The 15,234-nt window shown below is 66.2% G+C and carries 19 protein-coding genes; 14 read left to right on the top strand and 5 right to left on the bottom strand.

The window, feature by feature from the left end; translation table 11 throughout:
- Positions 1 to 75 precede the first annotated feature (75 nt).
- A complete protein-coding gene (locus ACLB6G_RS16035) occupies positions 76 to 879 on the top strand; it encodes a DUF2189 domain-containing protein (RefSeq protein WP_410357216.1) in 804 nt (267 codons plus the stop codon).
- A gap of 22 nt (positions 880 to 901) precedes the next feature.
- On the opposite strand, the gene purB is transcribed toward ACLB6G_RS16035, so the two are convergent.
- The 5 genes from purB to ACLB6G_RS16010 all read right to left on the bottom strand — a co-directional run bounded on the left by purB (position 902) and on the right by ACLB6G_RS16010 (position 5,663).
- Positions 902 to 2,236, bottom strand: a complete 1,335-nt coding sequence (gene purB / locus ACLB6G_RS16030) for an adenylosuccinate lyase (RefSeq protein ID WP_410357215.1) — start codon at positions 2,234 to 2,236, stop codon at positions 902 to 904.
- Positions 2,233 to 2,817, bottom strand: a complete 585-nt coding sequence (locus ACLB6G_RS16025; RefSeq protein ID WP_410357214.1) for a hypothetical protein — start codon at positions 2,815 to 2,817, stop codon at positions 2,233 to 2,235. The genes purB and ACLB6G_RS16025 overlap by 4 nt, the downstream gene beginning before the upstream one ends.
- On the bottom strand, positions 2,817 to 3,494 hold the full coding sequence (gene rpe, locus ACLB6G_RS16020; RefSeq protein ID WP_410357213.1) for a ribulose-phosphate 3-epimerase: 678 nt from the start codon (positions 3,492 to 3,494) through the stop codon (positions 2,817 to 2,819). The genes ACLB6G_RS16025 and rpe overlap by 1 nt, the downstream gene beginning before the upstream one ends.
- 79 nt (positions 3,495 to 3,573) lie before the next feature.
- The gene (locus ACLB6G_RS16015) at positions 3,574 to 4,590 is read right to left on the bottom strand and encodes a P1 family peptidase (protein ID WP_410357441.1); all 1,017 of its coding nucleotides are present in this window, start codon (positions 4,588 to 4,590) and stop codon (positions 3,574 to 3,576) included.
- Between the two features lie 2 nt (positions 4,591 to 4,592).
- On the bottom strand, positions 4,593 to 5,663 hold the full coding sequence (locus ACLB6G_RS16010; RefSeq protein WP_410357212.1) for a branched-chain amino acid ABC transporter substrate-binding protein: 1,071 nt from the start codon (positions 5,661 to 5,663) through the stop codon (positions 4,593 to 4,595).
- 158 nt (positions 5,664 to 5,821) lie between these two features.
- On the opposite strand from ACLB6G_RS16010, the gene ACLB6G_RS16005 reads away from it, so the two are divergent.
- The 13 genes from ACLB6G_RS16005 to ACLB6G_RS15945 all read left to right on the top strand — a co-directional run bounded on the left by ACLB6G_RS16005 (position 5,822) and on the right by ACLB6G_RS15945 (position 15,215).
- Entirely contained in the window at positions 5,822 to 6,313 is a 492-nt protein-coding gene (locus ACLB6G_RS16005) for a flavin reductase (RefSeq protein WP_410357211.1), read from the top strand.
- A gap of 34 nt (positions 6,314 to 6,347) precedes the next feature.
- On the top strand, positions 6,348 to 7,268 hold the full coding sequence (locus ACLB6G_RS16000; RefSeq protein ID WP_410357210.1) for an AAA family ATPase: 921 nt from the start codon (positions 6,348 to 6,350) through the stop codon (positions 7,266 to 7,268).
- A gap of 4 nt (positions 7,269 to 7,272) precedes the next feature.
- Positions 7,273 to 8,550 carry a vWA domain-containing protein gene (locus tag ACLB6G_RS15995; RefSeq protein WP_410357209.1) on the top strand — a complete coding sequence of 426 codons (1,278 nt, stop codon included), beginning with the start codon at positions 7,273 to 7,275 and terminating at the stop codon, positions 8,548 to 8,550.
- A 3-nt stretch (positions 8,551 to 8,553) separates the two neighbouring features.
- Entirely contained in the window at positions 8,554 to 8,892 is a 339-nt protein-coding gene (locus tag ACLB6G_RS15990) for an XdhC family protein (protein WP_410357208.1), read from the top strand.
- 6 nt (positions 8,893 to 8,898) lie between these two features.
- Positions 8,899 to 9,615, top strand: coding sequence for an XdhC family protein (locus ACLB6G_RS15985; RefSeq protein ID WP_410357207.1), 717 nt, complete (start codon positions 8,899 to 8,901; stop codon positions 9,613 to 9,615).
- A complete protein-coding gene (locus tag ACLB6G_RS15980) occupies positions 9,612 to 11,222 on the top strand; it encodes an NTP transferase domain-containing protein (protein ID WP_410357206.1) in 1,611 nt (536 codons plus the stop codon). Before ACLB6G_RS15985 ends, ACLB6G_RS15980 begins: the two co-directional genes overlap by 4 nt.
- A gap of 255 nt (positions 11,223 to 11,477) precedes the next feature.
- A complete protein-coding gene (locus tag ACLB6G_RS15975) occupies positions 11,478 to 11,945 on the top strand; it encodes a hypothetical protein (protein WP_410357205.1) in 468 nt (155 codons plus the stop codon).
- A gap of 46 nt (positions 11,946 to 11,991) precedes the next feature.
- Positions 11,992 to 12,387: a hypothetical protein gene (locus tag ACLB6G_RS15970; RefSeq protein WP_410357204.1), complete on the top strand. Its 396-nt coding sequence runs from the start codon at positions 11,992 to 11,994 to the stop codon at positions 12,385 to 12,387.
- Positions 12,388 to 12,407: 20 nt separating this feature from the next.
- Positions 12,408 to 12,917: a hypothetical protein gene (locus ACLB6G_RS15965; protein ID WP_410357203.1), complete on the top strand. Its 510-nt coding sequence runs from the start codon at positions 12,408 to 12,410 to the stop codon at positions 12,915 to 12,917.
- 272 nt (positions 12,918 to 13,189) lie between these two features.
- Positions 13,190 to 13,657, top strand: a complete 468-nt coding sequence (locus ACLB6G_RS15960; protein ID WP_410357202.1) for a hypothetical protein — start codon at positions 13,190 to 13,192, stop codon at positions 13,655 to 13,657.
- A 48-nt stretch (positions 13,658 to 13,705) separates the two neighbouring features.
- Positions 13,706 to 14,101: a hypothetical protein gene (locus ACLB6G_RS15955; RefSeq protein WP_410357201.1), complete on the top strand. Its 396-nt coding sequence runs from the start codon at positions 13,706 to 13,708 to the stop codon at positions 14,099 to 14,101.
- Positions 14,098 to 14,634 (top strand): hypothetical protein, encoded by a 537-nt coding sequence (locus tag ACLB6G_RS15950; RefSeq protein ID WP_410357200.1) that lies wholly within the window; start codon positions 14,098 to 14,100, stop codon positions 14,632 to 14,634. Before ACLB6G_RS15955 ends, ACLB6G_RS15950 begins: the two co-directional genes overlap by 4 nt.
- 5 nt (positions 14,635 to 14,639) lie before the next feature.
- Positions 14,640 to 15,215, top strand: a complete 576-nt coding sequence (locus ACLB6G_RS15945) for a hypothetical protein (protein WP_410357199.1) — start codon at positions 14,640 to 14,642, stop codon at positions 15,213 to 15,215.
- The last annotated feature ends 19 nt before the right edge of the window (positions 15,216 to 15,234 follow it).

Here is a 15,234-nt window from a genome sequence, read left to right as displayed (position 1 = left end):
TTGCTGCGGTATCTCGCGCTGCCCCCGGCATGACCGGTTCCGCAGCAGCCCCGCCACAAGCATGGAGGTGCTGCCATGAGCGGATTTCATGTCGTCGCCGGCGCCAACGAGACGTTCGAGCGCCCGGCAATCAGGCGCCTGACCTTTGCGGACCTGCGAACGGCCCTGCGGCTGGGCCTTGAGGATTTCTTCGAGAAGCCGTCGCATTACGTCTTCCTGTGCCTGATCTATCCCGTCGCGGGTCTCGTCCTGTCGGCTTGGATGACAGGCGCGAACATTCTCACGCTCCTGTTTCCGCTGGTGTCGGGTTTCGCGCTGGTGGGTCCCGTGGCCGCCATCGGGCTCTACGAGATCAGCCGGAGACGCGAGGCGGGCATGGACACGTCGTGGTGGCACGCCCTTGACGTGCGTCATTCGCCGGCGCTGCCCTCGATCATCGGCGTTGCCGCGTGGCTGTTCGCCCTCTTCGTCGCATGGCTGCTGACGGCGCAGGCGATCTTTTCCGCCCATTTCGGCGACACGCAGCCGCAAGGCCTGACCGACATGGTGCAAATGATGCTGGCAACGGAGGCTGGGCGGTCGGTGATGCTGTGGGGCAACCTGGCCGGGTTCGGCTTCGCGGTGCTGGTGCTGGCGACAACGGTTGTCGCCTTTCCGCTGCTCCTCGACCGCGACCTTGGCGCGCTCGCAGCGCTGGATACGTCCATGCGCGTGACGTTGGCCAATCCGGTGCCGGTGGCAGCATGGGGATTGATCGTGGCCGGTTTGCTGGTGATCGGCACGGTGCCGTTCTTCGCCGGTCTCGCCGTGGTCCTGCCGGTGCTGGGCCATGCGACATGGCATCTCTACCGGCGGGCGGTGGCGGAAGGAGCCGGCTGAACGCCGGCTCTCACCAGGTCAGTCAGGTGTTGTCCGTGCCGAACACGCGCCTGAAAATCGTGTCGGCGTGCTTGGTGTGGTAGCCGAGGTCGAAACGCGAGCGGATTTCCTCTTCGGACAGCGCCTTGCGCACATCTTCGTCGTTCAGCAGTTCCTCAAGGAAATCGACGTCGGCCTGGCCGCTTTTCTGGTAGCTGTCCCAGACCTTCATGGCGTTGCGCTGGACGAGACGGTAGGCGTCCTCGCGCGACACGCCGGCCTGGGTGAGGGCAAGCAGGATGCGCTGCGAATGGACGAGCCCGCTGAGGCGGTCCATGTTGCCCATCATGCGTTCGGGATAGACGACGAGGTTTTCAACAACATTGGTCAGGCGGGCGAGCGCGAAATCCAATGTCACGGTGGCATCCGGGCCGATCATGCGTTCCACCGACGAGTGTGAAATGTCGCGCTCGTGCCAGAGCGCCACGTTCTCCATGGCGGGCATGGCATAGGCGCGGACCATGCGGGCAAGGCCGGTCAAGTTCTCGGTCAGGACCGGATTGCGCTTGTGTGGCATGGCCGAGGAACCCTTCTGGCCCTTGGAGAAATACTCCTCGGCTTCAAGGACTTCCGTGCGCTGGAGGTGGCGGATTTCGGTTGCCAGGCGCTCTATGGACGAGGCGACGACACCCAGCGTGGCGAAATACATGGCATGGCGGTCGCGCGGGACGACCTGCGTGGAGACCGGCTCCGGCTTCAGGCCCATCTTTTCGGCCACGTGTTCCTCGACGCGCGGATCGATATTGGCGAAGGTGCCGACGGCGCCGGAAATGGCCACGGTGGCCACCTCTTCACGCGCATTGACAAGGCGCGCGCGGCAGCGGTCGAACTCGGCATAGGCCTGGGCGAGCTTGACGCCGAAGGTCGTCGGCTCCGCATGGATGCCATGCGAGCGGCCAATGGTGATGGTGTCCTTGTGCTCGAAGGCGCGTCTCTTCAACGCTGCCAGCAGCTTGTCCATGTCGGCCAGAAGCAGGTCGGTGGCGCGCACGAGCTGGACGTTGAAGCAGGTGTCGAGCACATCCGACGAGGTCATGCCCTGGTGGACGAAGCGGCTGTCGGGGCCGATGAATTCCGCCAGGTGGGTGAGGAAGGCGATGACATCGTGCTTTGTCTCGCGCTCGATCTCGTCGATGCGGTCAATGTCGAACTTCGCCGCGCCGCCCTTCTCCCAGATGGTCCGGGCCGATTCCTCGGGGATGACGCCGATCTGCGCCAGGGCATCGCAGGCATGGGCCTCGATCTCGAACCAGATGCGGAATTTCGTTTCGGGAGACCAGATGGCGACCATGTCGGGCCGCGAGTAGCGCGGGATCATCGGGAAAACCTGTCCTTCGGGGGTTCTTGCGGATGCGTGCTGTTAGCACCGGGCGGCGGATTGCTCAACTTCGGCCTTCGTGCCAGCAGGAAAGCAGTGGCGGCGAGTGCCGGAAGGCCGAGCGGAACGAAAAGCCGCAGGCCGTTGACGAGGAAGTGGTAGATCGCGGCCGCGGTCGTGAAGACGGTTTCCACGACCCATTGGCGGCTTGCGAACGGAGCGTGGAACTCGGCGAAATAGTGGCGGAAAACCTGTGAGAAGATCAGTGCCGTGACACCGACCGAGCCAACGCCCAGCAACACGAACACGGCGGCGAAACGCTGGCCGCGGCGAAAGCCCAGCCAATGATCGAGAATGCCGGCCAGCCAGAGGGCGAGCGGAAAGGCGGCCGCGCCGCCGAAAAAGAAGATCATCAGGGGCGGCGGCATGTCGGCCGGCGCCCAGCCGCGCAGGAAAAGCGTCAGTGCGGCGCTCGCCAGCAGGATTGCGCCCCAGGCAAGCGCGCCACCGATCGCCATTGGCCAGCCGGGCAGGCCGGCGCGCAGGGCCGCCATGAATGGCCGGCGGCCCTTGCCCCGCATCAGGCGCGCCCGCGTTCCGCAGCGGCGCGGATGGCGGCGATGTTTTCGGCATAGGCTTCCGGCGTGCCGCCCTTGAAGACGGCTGAACCGGCGACCAGCGCATTGGCGCCGGCGCGGGCGATGGCCTCGGCATTGCCGGCGGTCACGCCGCCATCGACCTCGATGTCGATGGGCCGGTCGCCGACCATGGCCTTGACGCGGGCGATCTTGTCGAGCGCGGAGGGAATGAATTTCTGGCCGCCAAAGCCCGGATTGACGCTCATGACGAGGATAAGGTCCAGTTCATCGAGACAGTATTCAATGACGCTTTCCGGCGTGGACGGATTGAGCGAGACCCCGGCCTTCTTGCCCAGCGCGCGAATGGCCTGAAGCGAACGGTGAAGGTGCGGGCCGGCCTCGGCATGCACGGTGATGATGTCGGCGCCTGCCTTGGCGAAGGCTTCCAGGTAGGGGTCGCAAGGCGCGATCATCAGGTGGCAGTCGAAGGTGGCGCCTGTGTATTTGCGGATCGACTTCACCACGTCCGGGCCGAAGGTGATGTTGGGCACGAAATGGCCGTCCATCACGTCCAGGTGCACCCAGTCCGCGCCCTGGGCGATGACATCGCGGACTTCCTCGCCGAGGCGGGAAAAGTCGGAGGCGAGAATGGAGGGCGCGATGGCGAGCGGACGGGTCATGTCGGGTGGTTCCGGGTGGATTGGACGATGGCGCCCCGCCTAGCAGAAAGGGGGGGCGGAAACAATGTGCGCGCCAACGTTACCCACGGCCAAGGGTGCGCCAGGCCGGATAGAAATCGCCGTCGGCCGGGCTGGCGTCGTGAACGCCGCGGGCGATGGCGCGGGCCATGTTGGCCGAGGCGGCGGCGCACAGGTCGATGAAGGCATCGCCATCGACGGGGCGCGGGCGGCTTCCCGTGGCGAGCGAAAAGACCAGATCGCCGTCAAGCGGCGTATGCACGGGCCAGATGGCACGGGCAAAGCCGTCATGGGCAGCCACGGCCAGGCGCTTGCATTCAGCCTTGGTCAGCGCGGCGTCGGTGGCGATGACGGCGATGGTCGTGTTCTCGATGCCGTGCCTGCGCATGTCGCGGAACTTGATGCGCAAGCCGTCGGCATCTCCGGGCATGGGCGAGGGCAGGCCAAGGCCGCCGAATTCGCCGCCGATCTCGAAGGGCGCGGCCCAGAAATGATTTGTGTTGCCGACGAGCGGAGAGCCCACCGGATTGGCGATGACGAGGGCTGCAACGGTCGTTCCGTCGCCGAGGACCGTGGATGCCGTGCCGAGGCCGCCCTTGACGGTGGCTGTCAGCGCGCCCAGCCCGGCGCCCACCGAACCGGTTTCAAACCGTGCCGAGGCAGCAAGCGCGGCTTCGTAGCCCAGGTCGCGATAGGGCGGATAGCGGCCCCAGTCCTTCGGCGCGCCATTGGCAAGGTCGAAAATGATGGCTGCGGGCACGATGGGGATGATGTGCGGGCCGATGGCAAAGCCGCGGCCCTGTTCGCGCAGCGCGGCCTGAACGCCGGAGGCGGCGTCGAGCCCGAAGGCGGACCCGCCGGAAAGGACCAGCGCATGCACCTTCTCCACGCTGTTCTGGGGATCGAGAAGGTCGGTCTCGCGCGTGCCCGGCGCGCCGCCCAGCACCATGACCGACGCGGTGACGGGCTCATCCGGAACGACGACCGTGACGCCGGAGCGCAGGCGTTCGTCACCGGCATTGCCCACTTTCAGGCCGGCAATGTCGGCCAGCGAATTGGCCGGGCCGCTCCTGAACATGCTCATTGTGCCATCTCCCAGTTTTCGCCATCGAACCGCAGGAGGCGGTAGGGGTTTTCGGCGCGGTCGCCCTTGCCGTCGAAGGTCAGCGCGCCGGCGGGCGTTTCGAAGGTGCGGCCGTCAAGGCGCGTGTGCCACTCGGCAGCCGTTCCGGGTGCCGTGCCGCCAAGGGCCTGCAGGGCGATGGAAGCGGCGATGAAGCCGGGCGCGACATAGCCTTCGGCGATGACGCCGTTCGAGGCGAGCGCGGTCAGGATGCCTTCGGGCAAGGCATCATTGGCGTCGGGCATGGCGATGGCCAGTGTTCCGGCGGGCAACGGCACATCCGACGTGTCCTTCACGAGGGCCTCGCCACCAGCCATGGTCATCGGCGCATCGAGGCCGGCGAGGTCGCGGGCCAGGATCGCGGCGTCCTGACGGTCGCCGCCGATGAAGACGTGGGTCGCGCCGGAGCGTTTCAGGCGGCCCGCCAGCCCGATCTGATTGGGCATCTGGGGACGGAACGTGTCGGTGAAGACCGGTTCGAGGCCGGCCAGTTCGGCCTGCAAACGCACCGTCTCGGCCAGTTCGCGGGCCGCGATGGTGCCGTCATCGACGATGGCGAAGAAGTCCTTGCGCCAGTGCCGGGGGATGATCTCGCCGGCCGCCCTCCGTTCCGCGTCGGCGCGCGGCGCGGTGCGCCAGACGAGCCAGCCGGTCCTTTCGCGCGCATCGGTCAGCGCGTCGGTGCGCACGCCCGGCGTGATGACGGGTACGCCGGCGTCCTTGAGCAGGGGAAGCGCTGCCTCCAGCGCCTCGGTGCACAGGAAGCCGACGGCAATGGAAACGCCGCCACGGATCAGGTCGCGCGCGGCCTGCGTGCCCCCCTCCGCGGTGCAGGCCGTGTCGGCGGCGACGATCGTGTGGCCTGCGCCCGCGGCGCGGACGCCAGCCTCCATCTGCCTGCCCAGCCTTTCGGCAAAGCCCGAGAGAGGCGCAGCGAAGCCGAGGGTCGCCGCGCCGGCCTGTCCGGGAAGGCCGGACGCGGCCGCCAGGACGAGGGCGAAGACGATATGAAACTGGCGCAACAGCACTTTGCGGCTCCGAATGGGCTTCCAGGCTCACCGTTAGCCGCCGTGACAGGCGGGCGCAACCGGTTTGCCTTGCATGAGTGGACCTTGCGCCTATATTGCCGGGTTCAAACCGGCGGCGCTGCCGCCGCCATTCATCAGTTCCGGGCGGGTTTCCTTCCTTGCTGCATCCTCTGCCAGTCGATGGTCAGGCCTATCGCGACGCCATGGCGCGGTTCGCCGGCCAGGTCCACCTCATCACCAGCGACGGCCCGGCCGGCCGGCGCGGGACCACGGTGATCGCGGCCTGTTCGGTTTCGGACGATCCGCCGACGGTGCTGGTCTGCCTGAACCGTCACAATCCGAACAATGGCACGATCTTCGAGAACGGCGTGTTCGCGCTCAACACTCTGGCCAAGCCGCACCAGGCGCTCTCGCAGGCCTTCGCCGGACTGGGCGGGATGAACCAGGACGAACGCTTTTCGCTGGGCGAATGGACCACGCTTTCCACCGGGTCCCCGGTGCTGAAGGGCGCCATGGCCGTGTTCGACTGCATCGTCGAGGATGCCCGGGACTTCGCCACCCATCGTGTGCTTTTTGGCAAGGTGACAGGCCTTGCCACCGGCGATAGTGTCGATCCACTCATCTATTTCAACAGGTCGTACCGCTCCTGATGCGCTCGCGACCGAACCCCCTGGGAGGAGGGTCATGAAGGCGCCCAAGCAGCCGCAATCCATCGACGAAACGCTGGAGTTGCTCCAGAACGAGAACTACGTGGCGGACCGGGCGCTGGCGACGGTGCTGTTCCTTGCGCTGCGCATGAAGCGGCCGCTTTTCCTGGAAGGCGAGGCGGGCGTCGGCAAGACCGAGATCGCCAAGGTCCTGGCACAGGCGCTCGGACGCGACCTCATCCGCCTGCAATGCTACGAAGGGCTGGACGTCTCCTCGGCGGTCTACGAATGGAACTATGCCGCGCAGATGATCGAGATCCGCATGGACGAGGCGGCCGGCGAGACCGATCGCGGCGAAATGGAGAAGAATGTCTTTTCCGAGAAGCACCTGATCCGCCGGCCCGTGCTGCAGGCGCTCGAACAGGGCATCAACGGCGCCCCTGTCTTCCTGATCGACGAACTGGACCGCACCGACGAGGCCTTCGAGGCCTTCCTGCTGGAAATCCTGTCGGACTACCAGGTGACGGTTCCGGAACTGGGAACGATCAAGGCCGCCGAGCCGCCCATCGTCATCATCACCACCAACCGTACCCGCGAAATCCATGACGCGCTGAAGCGGCGCTGCCTCTATCACTGGGTCGATTATCCGACCGCCGAGCGCGAACTGGAAATCGTGGCGCGCAAGGCGCCCGGCGCAAACCGGCGCCTTTCGGCCGAAGTCGTCGCCTTCATCCAGAAACTGCGCGAGATGGACCTGTTCAAGGTGCCGGGCGTGGCGGAGACCATCGACTGGGCCTCGGCGCTGACCGAACTGGACAAGGTGGCGCTGGATCCCGAAACCGTGTCCGACACGATCGGCGTGCTGCTGAAATACCAGGACGACATCGCGCGCATCCAGCAGGGCGAAGGCCACCGCATCCTCAAGGAGGTCAAGCAGGAACTTTCCAACGCGGATTGATGCCATGAGCGACGCCCCCGCCGAGAAGCGACTGCCGAACGCCGCCAAGCCGGATGGTCGGATTGCCGACAATATCGTCTATTTCGCGCGCACGCTGCGCAAGGCGGGCATGCGTGTCGGGCCGGCGTCCATCGTGGAAGCCATCGCGGCGGTGGAGGCGGCGGGCATCGGCTCGCGGGACGACTTCTACTGGACGCTGCATGCGGTCTTCGTGAAGCGGCGGGAAGACAGGCCGGTCTTCGACGAGGCGTTCCGTCTCTACTGGCGCTCGCGCGAACTGATCGAGAAGATGATCGCCATGTTCTCGCCGCAGGCCGCGCCCAACCGTAAACCGGAAAAACCGCGTCCGGGCGAAAGCCGCGTCTCGCAGGCCATGTTCGAAGGCCGCGAGAAGGACCGTCCGCTGCAGGAGCAGCCGGAAATCGAGGTCGATGCGCGCTTCACCTTTTCCGGCAACGAGGTGCTGCGCCAGAAGGACTTCGCGCAGATGACCGCCAAGGAACTGGACGAGGCGCGCAAGGCGCTGATGAGCCTGCAAATGCCCTTCGACACGGTCAAGACGCGCCGCTACAGGGCGGATGCACGGGGCCGCCGGCACGATCCGCGGGCGACCATGAGGGCCGCCATGCGCACCGGCGGCGATTTCATCCTGCCCAAGTTCCGCTCGCAGCGCGAGGTGCATCCGCCCTTGGTGGTGCTGGCCGACATCTCCGGCTCGATGAGCCAGTACACGCGCATTTTCCTGCATTTCATGCATGCCCTGACGGCCAAGCGGCGCAAGGTGCATACCTTCGTGTTCGGCACGCGGCTGACCAACCTGACGCGGTCCATGCGCTATCGCGATCCCGACGAGGCGCTGGCCGAATGTTCGGACCTTGTCAAGGACTGGTCGGGCGGCACGCGCATCGGCGAGGCGCTGCATGTGTTCAACCGGCTGTGGTCGCGCCGCGTGCTATCCCAGGGCGCGGTGGTGCTGCTGATCACCGACGGGCTGGAGCGCGACGAGATCGGCAGCCTGGAGGTGGAAATGGAGCGCCTTCACAAGTCGTGCCGGCGGCTGGTCTGGCTCAACCCGCTGCTGCGTTTCGACGGCTTCGAGGCGAAGGCGCGCGGCGTGAAGGCCATGCTCCCGCATGTCGACGAGTTCCGCGCGGTGCACAATCTGGAAGCCCTGGGCGACCTGGTCGAGAGCCTCGGCGCCGGGCGCGTGCGCGACGCCGATCCGCGCCGCTGGCTCCAGACCGTCGGGCAAATGGCGGCAGAACAGGGCCAGGGAGGATAAACGATGAGCGAAACGACGGTTCTGGACGAATTCCGCGATCCGCTGGTCATCGCGGAAAAGTGGATGAGCGACGGCAAGGCGGTGGCCATTGCCACGGTCATGGAAACCTGGGGCTCGGCGCCGCGTCCCGTGGGCAGCCATCTCGTCATCAACGAGGATGCCGACTTCGAGGGATCGGTGTCGGGCGGCTGCGTGGAAGGCGCGGTGGTGGCCGAGGCGATGGACATCCTGGAAAGCGGCGAGCCGAAAATGCTGGAATTCGGTGTCGCGGATGAAACGGCGTGGCGGGTCGGCCTGTCCTGCGGCGGGCGTATCCGCGTCTATGTCGAACGGCTGGGCTGAGGCGTCATGGATCCGTTGAACCTGAAGAAGCTCAATGCCGCCCGGCGTGCCCGCCAGGCGGTCGCACTGGTGACTTCCATCGCCGACGGGCGCGACCGGATCGTGCTCGAGGGCGACCCGGTGGGCGGTGAACTGGGCGAGGCGCTCGGCAAGGCGTTCCGGTCGGGCAAGTCCGCCATGGTGACGGCGGACGGCGGGGAGTTCTTCCTCAATGTCCACCTGCCGCCGGCGCGCATCGTCGTCATCGGCGCGGTCCATATCTCGCAGGCGCTGGCGCCCATGGCCAAGATCGCGGGCTTCGATGTCGAGATCATCGACCCGCGCACGGCCTTTGCCAGCCCGGAGCGCTTCGAGGGCGTGACCCTTCATGCCGACTGGCCGCAGAACGTGCTGCCCGAACGCCCCTTCGACGCATGGACGGCGGTTGCCGCGGTGACCCACGATCCCAAGATCGACGATCCGGCGCTGGAGGCGGCGCTCAAGGCCGGCTGCTTCTATATCGGGGCGCTGGGCAGCCGGAAAACGCATGCGCGGCGCGTCGAGCGCCTCACGGAGGCCGGCTTCACGTCCGGGCAGATCGAACGGATCGCCGCGCCGATCGGGCTCGATATCGGCGCGGCAAGCCCCGCCGAGATCGCGGTTGCCGTCCTGGCGCAGATCATCCGGGCACTGCGGACCCGCGGGCTGGCCGGGCCGCGCGCGCCGAAAGGGGAAGCGGCGTGACCTTCGGCGCCATCGCCGTGGCGCAAGCGCGCGGCGCGGTGCTGGCCCATGGGGTGCAGGCCGGGAACAAGCGGCTGCGCAAGGGAACGGTGATTGACGGCGACGTCCAGGCTGTTCTTCTGGATGCCGGCATCGAGACGGTGATTGCCGCCGTTCCGGGACCCGGCGACATTGGCGAGGACGAAGCCGCCGCGCGTCTGGCGGCCGCCCTGCGCATGAACGGCTGCACGGCGAAACCGCCTGCGACGGGCCGCGTCAACATCCATGCCGATCGCGACGGCGTCTTCACGGTGTCCAGGGCGCTGGTGGATGCGATCAACCGGGTGGATCCGGCGATCACGCTGGCGACCGTCGCCGAATTTTCCGCCGTGCAGGAAGGGCAGATGGTGGCGACCGTCAAGATGATCCCCTTTTCGGTGGACGGGGTGCACCTGGAAAAAGCGGAGGCCATCGCGTCGGGCGAGACAGTGTTCATGGTGCATGGCTTCACCCCGCGCGTGGCAGGCCTGATCCAGACGGAATTGCCCACCGTCAAGGACTCCGTCCTTGCCAAGACGGCCGGCCTGACGGCGGGACGGCTTGCGCGGTCCGGCTCGCGTCTCGGACGCGAGGTGCGTTGCGCGCATGACGCTGGCGCCGTCGCGGATGCCATGCGCGGCCTGATGGCCGACCACGATCTCATCATCGTCTTCGGAGCCTCGGCCATGGCCGATTTCGACGATGTCATCCCGGCGGCGATCCGGATGGCGGGCGGAGCGGTCGAGCGTGCCGGCATGCCGGTCGATCCGGGCAACCTGCTGGTGATCGGCCGGATCGGAGACACGCCCGTCATCGGGGCGCCCGGATGCGCGCGCAGCCCCAAGGAAAACGGCTTCGACTGGGTGCTCGACCGGCTGATGGCGGGCCTGCCGGTGACCGATGCGGTGATCGCGGGCATGGGGGTGGGCGGCCTGCTCATGGAGATCGCCAGCCGTCCGCAACCGCGCGAGCGAAAGCCTTCCCCGGCGCGTCCGGCAATCGACGGCATCGTCCTGGCTGCCGGCCAATCGACCCGGATGGGCCGGTCCAACAAGCTCATGGCGTTGTTCGATGGCGAACCGCTGGTCCGGCGCAGCGTTCGGGCGGCGCTGGAGTCCGGCGTGTTGCGCAGCGTGTGCGTGGTCACCGGTCACGAGGCCGAGCGGATCGCTGCCGCGCTCAACGGCCTTGATGTTCGCGTCGTCCACAATCCCGGCCATGCCACCGGCCTGGCGTCCTCGCTGAAGGCCGGTCTTGCCGGGCGGGGCGGTGACGACGAGGCGAGCGTCATGATCCTGCTTGGCGACATGCCGGGAATCGGCGCGGCCGAAATCCGGACGCTGGCGCAGGCCCATGACGGAACACAGGTGGTGCGTGCCGCCCATGGCGGCCGGCGCGGGAACCCGGTCATCCTGCCGGCCCAGGTGATCGCGCGCGTGCCGCTGATTTCCGGCGATACAGGCGCGCGGCACCTGATCGAGGCATCCGGCATGGCCGTGCTCGACGTGGAACTCGGAGAGGCGGCGCTGGCGGATGTGGATACGCCCGAGGCGCTCGCTGCAGCCGGGGGCGTCCAGGCGGACGGCTGACCCGTCAGTCATTGCTAAACAAAGTTAACGAACGGCAAAGCATAAACCATTTGCGGTTGCATAAACCTTTCGTTCACCATGAATTTCAAGGTCCCGTTCACGATAAACCCTGTAGCAAACCAGCAGGCAGGGAATGGGGCAAATGGAGGTATCCGGCGGCAAGGCCGGACCTGATTCATCGCGCCTGCTCTTCTGCCGTCAATGAACCCCGGACAAGACCGGGGAGCCCTGATGGGCGGTCAAAGGAGCATGATAGTGAAGAACTTTCTGAAATTTACGGTTGTTGCGGCCATTCTTGCCCCGGTGCAGGCGTTCGCCGCGTCAGGTGACATCCCGTTCAACGGAACCATCGTCGATACCTGCGTGATCACGGTCGGTTCCGGTGGCACGATAGCGCCGAACGGGTCCTACACCGTGCTGAGTTCCAAGGAAGCGGCGGGTTCGGCAGGCAAGGCGACACTGCTTGTCACCGGCACTGCCTATTCGGTCACCGCCGAAGCGCCGGCGGCCTGGTCGACCGCACCGGCTTCGGCTTCGGCGGCGACATTCGCGTCCGAATACGACCTGTCCGGTGCCAACACGGCGGCCAATGTACCCGGCGCCACGGCGACGCCGCTGGCGAACGGCACGACGAATGTGGATGTCGACCTGACCGCGGCGCTTCCGTCAGGGACCTACGAAGCCGGTACCTACCGCGCGGTCGTCGTCCTGCGCTGCGAGTAATCGGGCTGGGCGCGAAGACGCCCGGCGTTGTTTGGGGGCAATCATCATGAAGAATACACTCATCCTTTCGACCGGCGTCTTCGCGCTGGCGCTGGCGCCGTGCGCGGCGGTGGCGCAATCCATGTCGCCGATGCGCGCCGAGGTGCAGAGTTTTACCGACACCTTTGCCGTGCGCGTCTATCCGGCGAACCCGTACCGGCATCGAATTCGCATCGAGGTGAAGGTCTATGACCAGCATTTCCGCGAGATACCCGGTGCTGTCGCTTCGCCTGCCGTCTTCACCCTCGGCTCGCGTTTCGCCCGTCCGGTCACCGTGATGGTGCCCTTTGACGGCGAAGCGCGGCGCAAGGTGCGCATCTGCACCGAATCCGTGCCGTTCCCGGGACAGACGACAAGTATCAAGGCTCAGATATGCGGAAAATTCCTCGGCAAACGGCTCTGACCGCCTTCGCCGCCGGACTGTTGGCGTTCGGTGCGCAGGCGTCACGGGCCGATGACGTCAATTACATCTCGCAGAACATCCAGGGCTTCAACCTGCCGGGTGTGCAATTGCCGCAGGGCGCGGACGAGGTGCGCGCGGCGGACGGCACGACATGCCGGTCGGCGGTCTCCGGCAACGGGGCCTATCTCGATGTCGGCGTGATCGGCACGCCGAAATCCACCGGCGCTGGCGGTTCCACGGCCTCGGCCTACGGGCGGATCGTCATTCCGCTGGGGCGCAGCCCGAAGCGGCTGGACTGCTCGCAACTCTATGCGCTCGAAGTGGAGCGGCTGAAGATGGAACTGCGCCTCATGCAGATGGGGCTGGGCGCCCAGGCCGTCACGCCTGATCCGGTGACGACCGCATCGACAGCCGCCGTCCCGGCAAAAACCCTGGAAAAGGCTGACGATGTTCGGGCCAACGCCGCACCATCGCGATCGAAGCCTTCGTCCTGGGCCGACGAAGGCTGGTCGACCGACGGGCGGAAATGACCGGGTGCGGAGCAGCGGCGCATGCCGTTGCCCGCATCCCGTTTACCGTTCGTAAAGCATAAAAGGCCGCGGCCTGTATTAAGGCTGCCTTAACCACGATTCCTAAGTCCAACTTAAGAGCATCCGAATATGTTCATTTACGGCAGGGAATTGGGGAATTTTGCATAGGTCCGGCGGCAAGGCCGGGCATGGGCAGCGTGTGCCCACTCCTCTGCCAGCAACAAACCCGGGATAACCGGGGAACCCAACAGGGCTGTCAAAGGAGTTACACAATGAAGAACGCTCTCAAAGTGCTTGCCGCCGTTGCCTTCATCGCACCGGTGCAGGCTTATTCTGCCACCGGCAACATTCCGTTCAATGGTTCCGTCACGGATACCTGCGTCATCACGGTCGGTTCCGCCGGTACGATCATGCCGAACACCGCCTATACCGTGCTGAGCTCGAAAGAGGCGGGCGGCGCGGCCGGTACGGCCACGATCCTTGCCACAGGCAACGGCTATTCCGTCAGCGCCGATGCGCCGAGCGCCTGGTCTGCCGCGCCGGCTTCCACGCCCGCCACGACCTTTGCCGCCGAGTATGACCTCTCGGGCGCAAACTCGGCAACGAATGTCTCCGGCAACACGCAGACGGCGATTTCGCACGGGTCGACCAGTGTGAACATCGACCTGACCGCGTCGCTCCCGTCGGGCACGTACGAATCCGGCACCTATGCCGCAACCGTCGTGCTGCGCTGCGAGTAAGCGGGTCGCAAGGGGCGCGAAGACGCCGGAACTTTTTCGGGGATCATCATGAAATTCGCAATGAAACTGTCGACCGGCGTCTTCGCGCTGGCGCTGCTGCCGTGCGCGGCCGTAGCGCAATCCATGTCGCCGATGCGCGCCGAGGTGCAGAGTTTTACCGACACCTTTGCCGTGCGCGTCTATCCGGCGAACCCGTACCAGCATCGAATCCGCATCGAGGTGAAGGTCTATGACCAGCATTTCCGCGAGATACCCGGTGCTGTCGCTTCGCCTGCCGTCTTCACCCTCGGCTCGCGTTTCGCCCGTCCGGTCACCGTGATGGTGCCCTTTGACGGCGAAGCGCAGCGCAAGGTGCGCATCTGCACCGAATCCGTGCCGTTCCCGGGACAGACGACCAGAATCAAGGCTCAGATATGCGGAAAATTCCTCGGCAAACGGCTTTGACGGTCATCGCCGCAGGGCTGCTCGCGCTCGGTGCGCAGCCCTTGCGGGCCGATGACGTCAATTTCATCTCGCAGAACATCCAGGGCTTCAACCTGCCGGGCGTGCAATTGCCGCAGGGCGCGGACGAGGTGCGCGCGGCGGACGGCACGACATGCCGGTCGGCGGTCTCCGGCAACGGGGCCTATCTCGATGTCGGCGTGATCGGCACGCCGAAATCGTCCGGCGCTGGCGGGTCCACGGCCTCGGCCTACGGGCGGATCGTCATTCCGCTGGGGCGCAGCCCGAAGCGGCTGGACTGCTCGCAACTCTATGCGCTGGAAGTGGAGCGGCTTAAGATGGAACTGCGCCTCATGCAGATGGGGCTCGGGACGCAGGGACGCCCGGCGGACATGACGACAACGGCCTCGACGGCCGGCGGGCAGCCGGCCGCACAGGCTGCAGGTGCGCGCGAAGGCGGCCATGAGCCGCAACCATCCCGATCAGGCGGATCGTCCTGGGCCGATGAAGGCTGGACGACGTCGGGCAAGGACTGAAGCCGGTGGCCGGGCTCGCAGCGTTCCGGCGCGACGGCGGCATAACGGTCCCGAACCGTACGCATGCCTTTGCCCGGGTCATGTCCGTCCTTGCGCTGCTGCTTTCCGTCACGACGGGGAACGCCGCAGAAACGGATGCGGAAGGAAAACACCGGCCGCTGCCATCGCTTCTCGATGAGGAATTCCTGCCGCCGGCCGCAAGCCGCAACCATAGCTGTACGATCATCATCGGCGCCCCGGGGGCCATGGCGCCAAGCATCGGGCGCGACCGGATGAGTTCGAAGCTGATCGGCGGATATCCGGGCAGGGCGCAAGTCCTGGCAACAAACAGTTCTTACCGGCTTTCCTATGACGTGCCGGCGGGGTTCGCGCTCATGCCGTCCGGCAATTCCGCGGCCATCAGCTTCACGGGTTCGTTCTCGGGCAACGGAGCCACGGACTTCCTGGATTTTCCCGCTTCCCAGGAAGTGCGGATCAAGCGGGGAACGACTGAGGTCAGTCTCGACCTGACCGCAACCATGAACGGGTCCACATTCGCTTCCGGGGATTATCGCGCCGAAGCGGTATTGCGATGCGAGTAGGCGAAAGAACCAGGGGGAC

This window comes from Zhengella sedimenti (assembly GCF_046506625.1).
GTDB lineage: Bacteria > Pseudomonadota > Alphaproteobacteria > Rhizobiales > Rhizobiaceae > Zhengella > Zhengella sedimenti.
The sequence above is the reverse complement of the archived record's forward strand: the minus strand, read 5'-3'. Positions and strand labels throughout refer to the sequence as shown.

What these genes read in the sequence shown, in the direction of transcription:
- ACLB6G_RS15970 (WP_410357204.1), top strand. Translation starts at nt 11,992, where the DNA reads ATGAAGAATACACTCATCCTTTCGACCGGCGTCTTCGCGCTGGCGCTG.
- ACLB6G_RS15955 (WP_410357201.1), top strand. Translation starts at nt 13,706, where the DNA reads ATGAAATTCGCAATGAAACTGTCGACCGGCGTCTTCGCGCTGGCGCTG.
- rpe (WP_410357213.1), bottom strand. Translation starts at nt 3,494, where the DNA reads ATGACCCGTCCGCTCGCCATCGCGCCCTCCATTCTCGCCTCCGACTTT.
- ACLB6G_RS15985 (WP_410357207.1), top strand. Translation starts at nt 8,899, where the DNA reads ATGGATCCGTTGAACCTGAAGAAGCTCAATGCCGCCCGGCGTGCCCGC.
- ACLB6G_RS15990 (WP_410357208.1), top strand. Translation starts at nt 8,554, where the DNA reads ATGAGCGAAACGACGGTTCTGGACGAATTCCGCGATCCGCTGGTCATC.
- ACLB6G_RS16025 (WP_410357214.1), bottom strand. Translation starts at nt 2,817, where the DNA reads ATGCGGGGCAAGGGCCGCCGGCCATTCATGGCGGCCCTGCGCGCCGGC.
- purB (WP_410357215.1), bottom strand. Translation starts at nt 2,236, where the DNA reads ATGATCCCGCGCTACTCGCGGCCCGACATGGTCGCCATCTGGTCTCCC.
- ACLB6G_RS15960 (WP_410357202.1), top strand. Translation starts at nt 13,190, where the DNA reads ATGAAGAACGCTCTCAAAGTGCTTGCCGCCGTTGCCTTCATCGCACCG.
- ACLB6G_RS16015 (WP_410357441.1), bottom strand. Translation starts at nt 4,590, where the DNA reads ATGTTCAGGAGCGGCCCGGCCAATTCGCTGGCCGACATTGCCGGCCTG.
- ACLB6G_RS16000 (WP_410357210.1), top strand. Translation starts at nt 6,348, where the DNA reads ATGAAGGCGCCCAAGCAGCCGCAATCCATCGACGAAACGCTGGAGTTG.
- ACLB6G_RS15995 (WP_410357209.1), top strand. Translation starts at nt 7,273, where the DNA reads ATGAGCGACGCCCCCGCCGAGAAGCGACTGCCGAACGCCGCCAAGCCG.
- ACLB6G_RS16035 (WP_410357216.1), top strand. Translation starts at nt 76, where the DNA reads ATGAGCGGATTTCATGTCGTCGCCGGCGCCAACGAGACGTTCGAGCGC.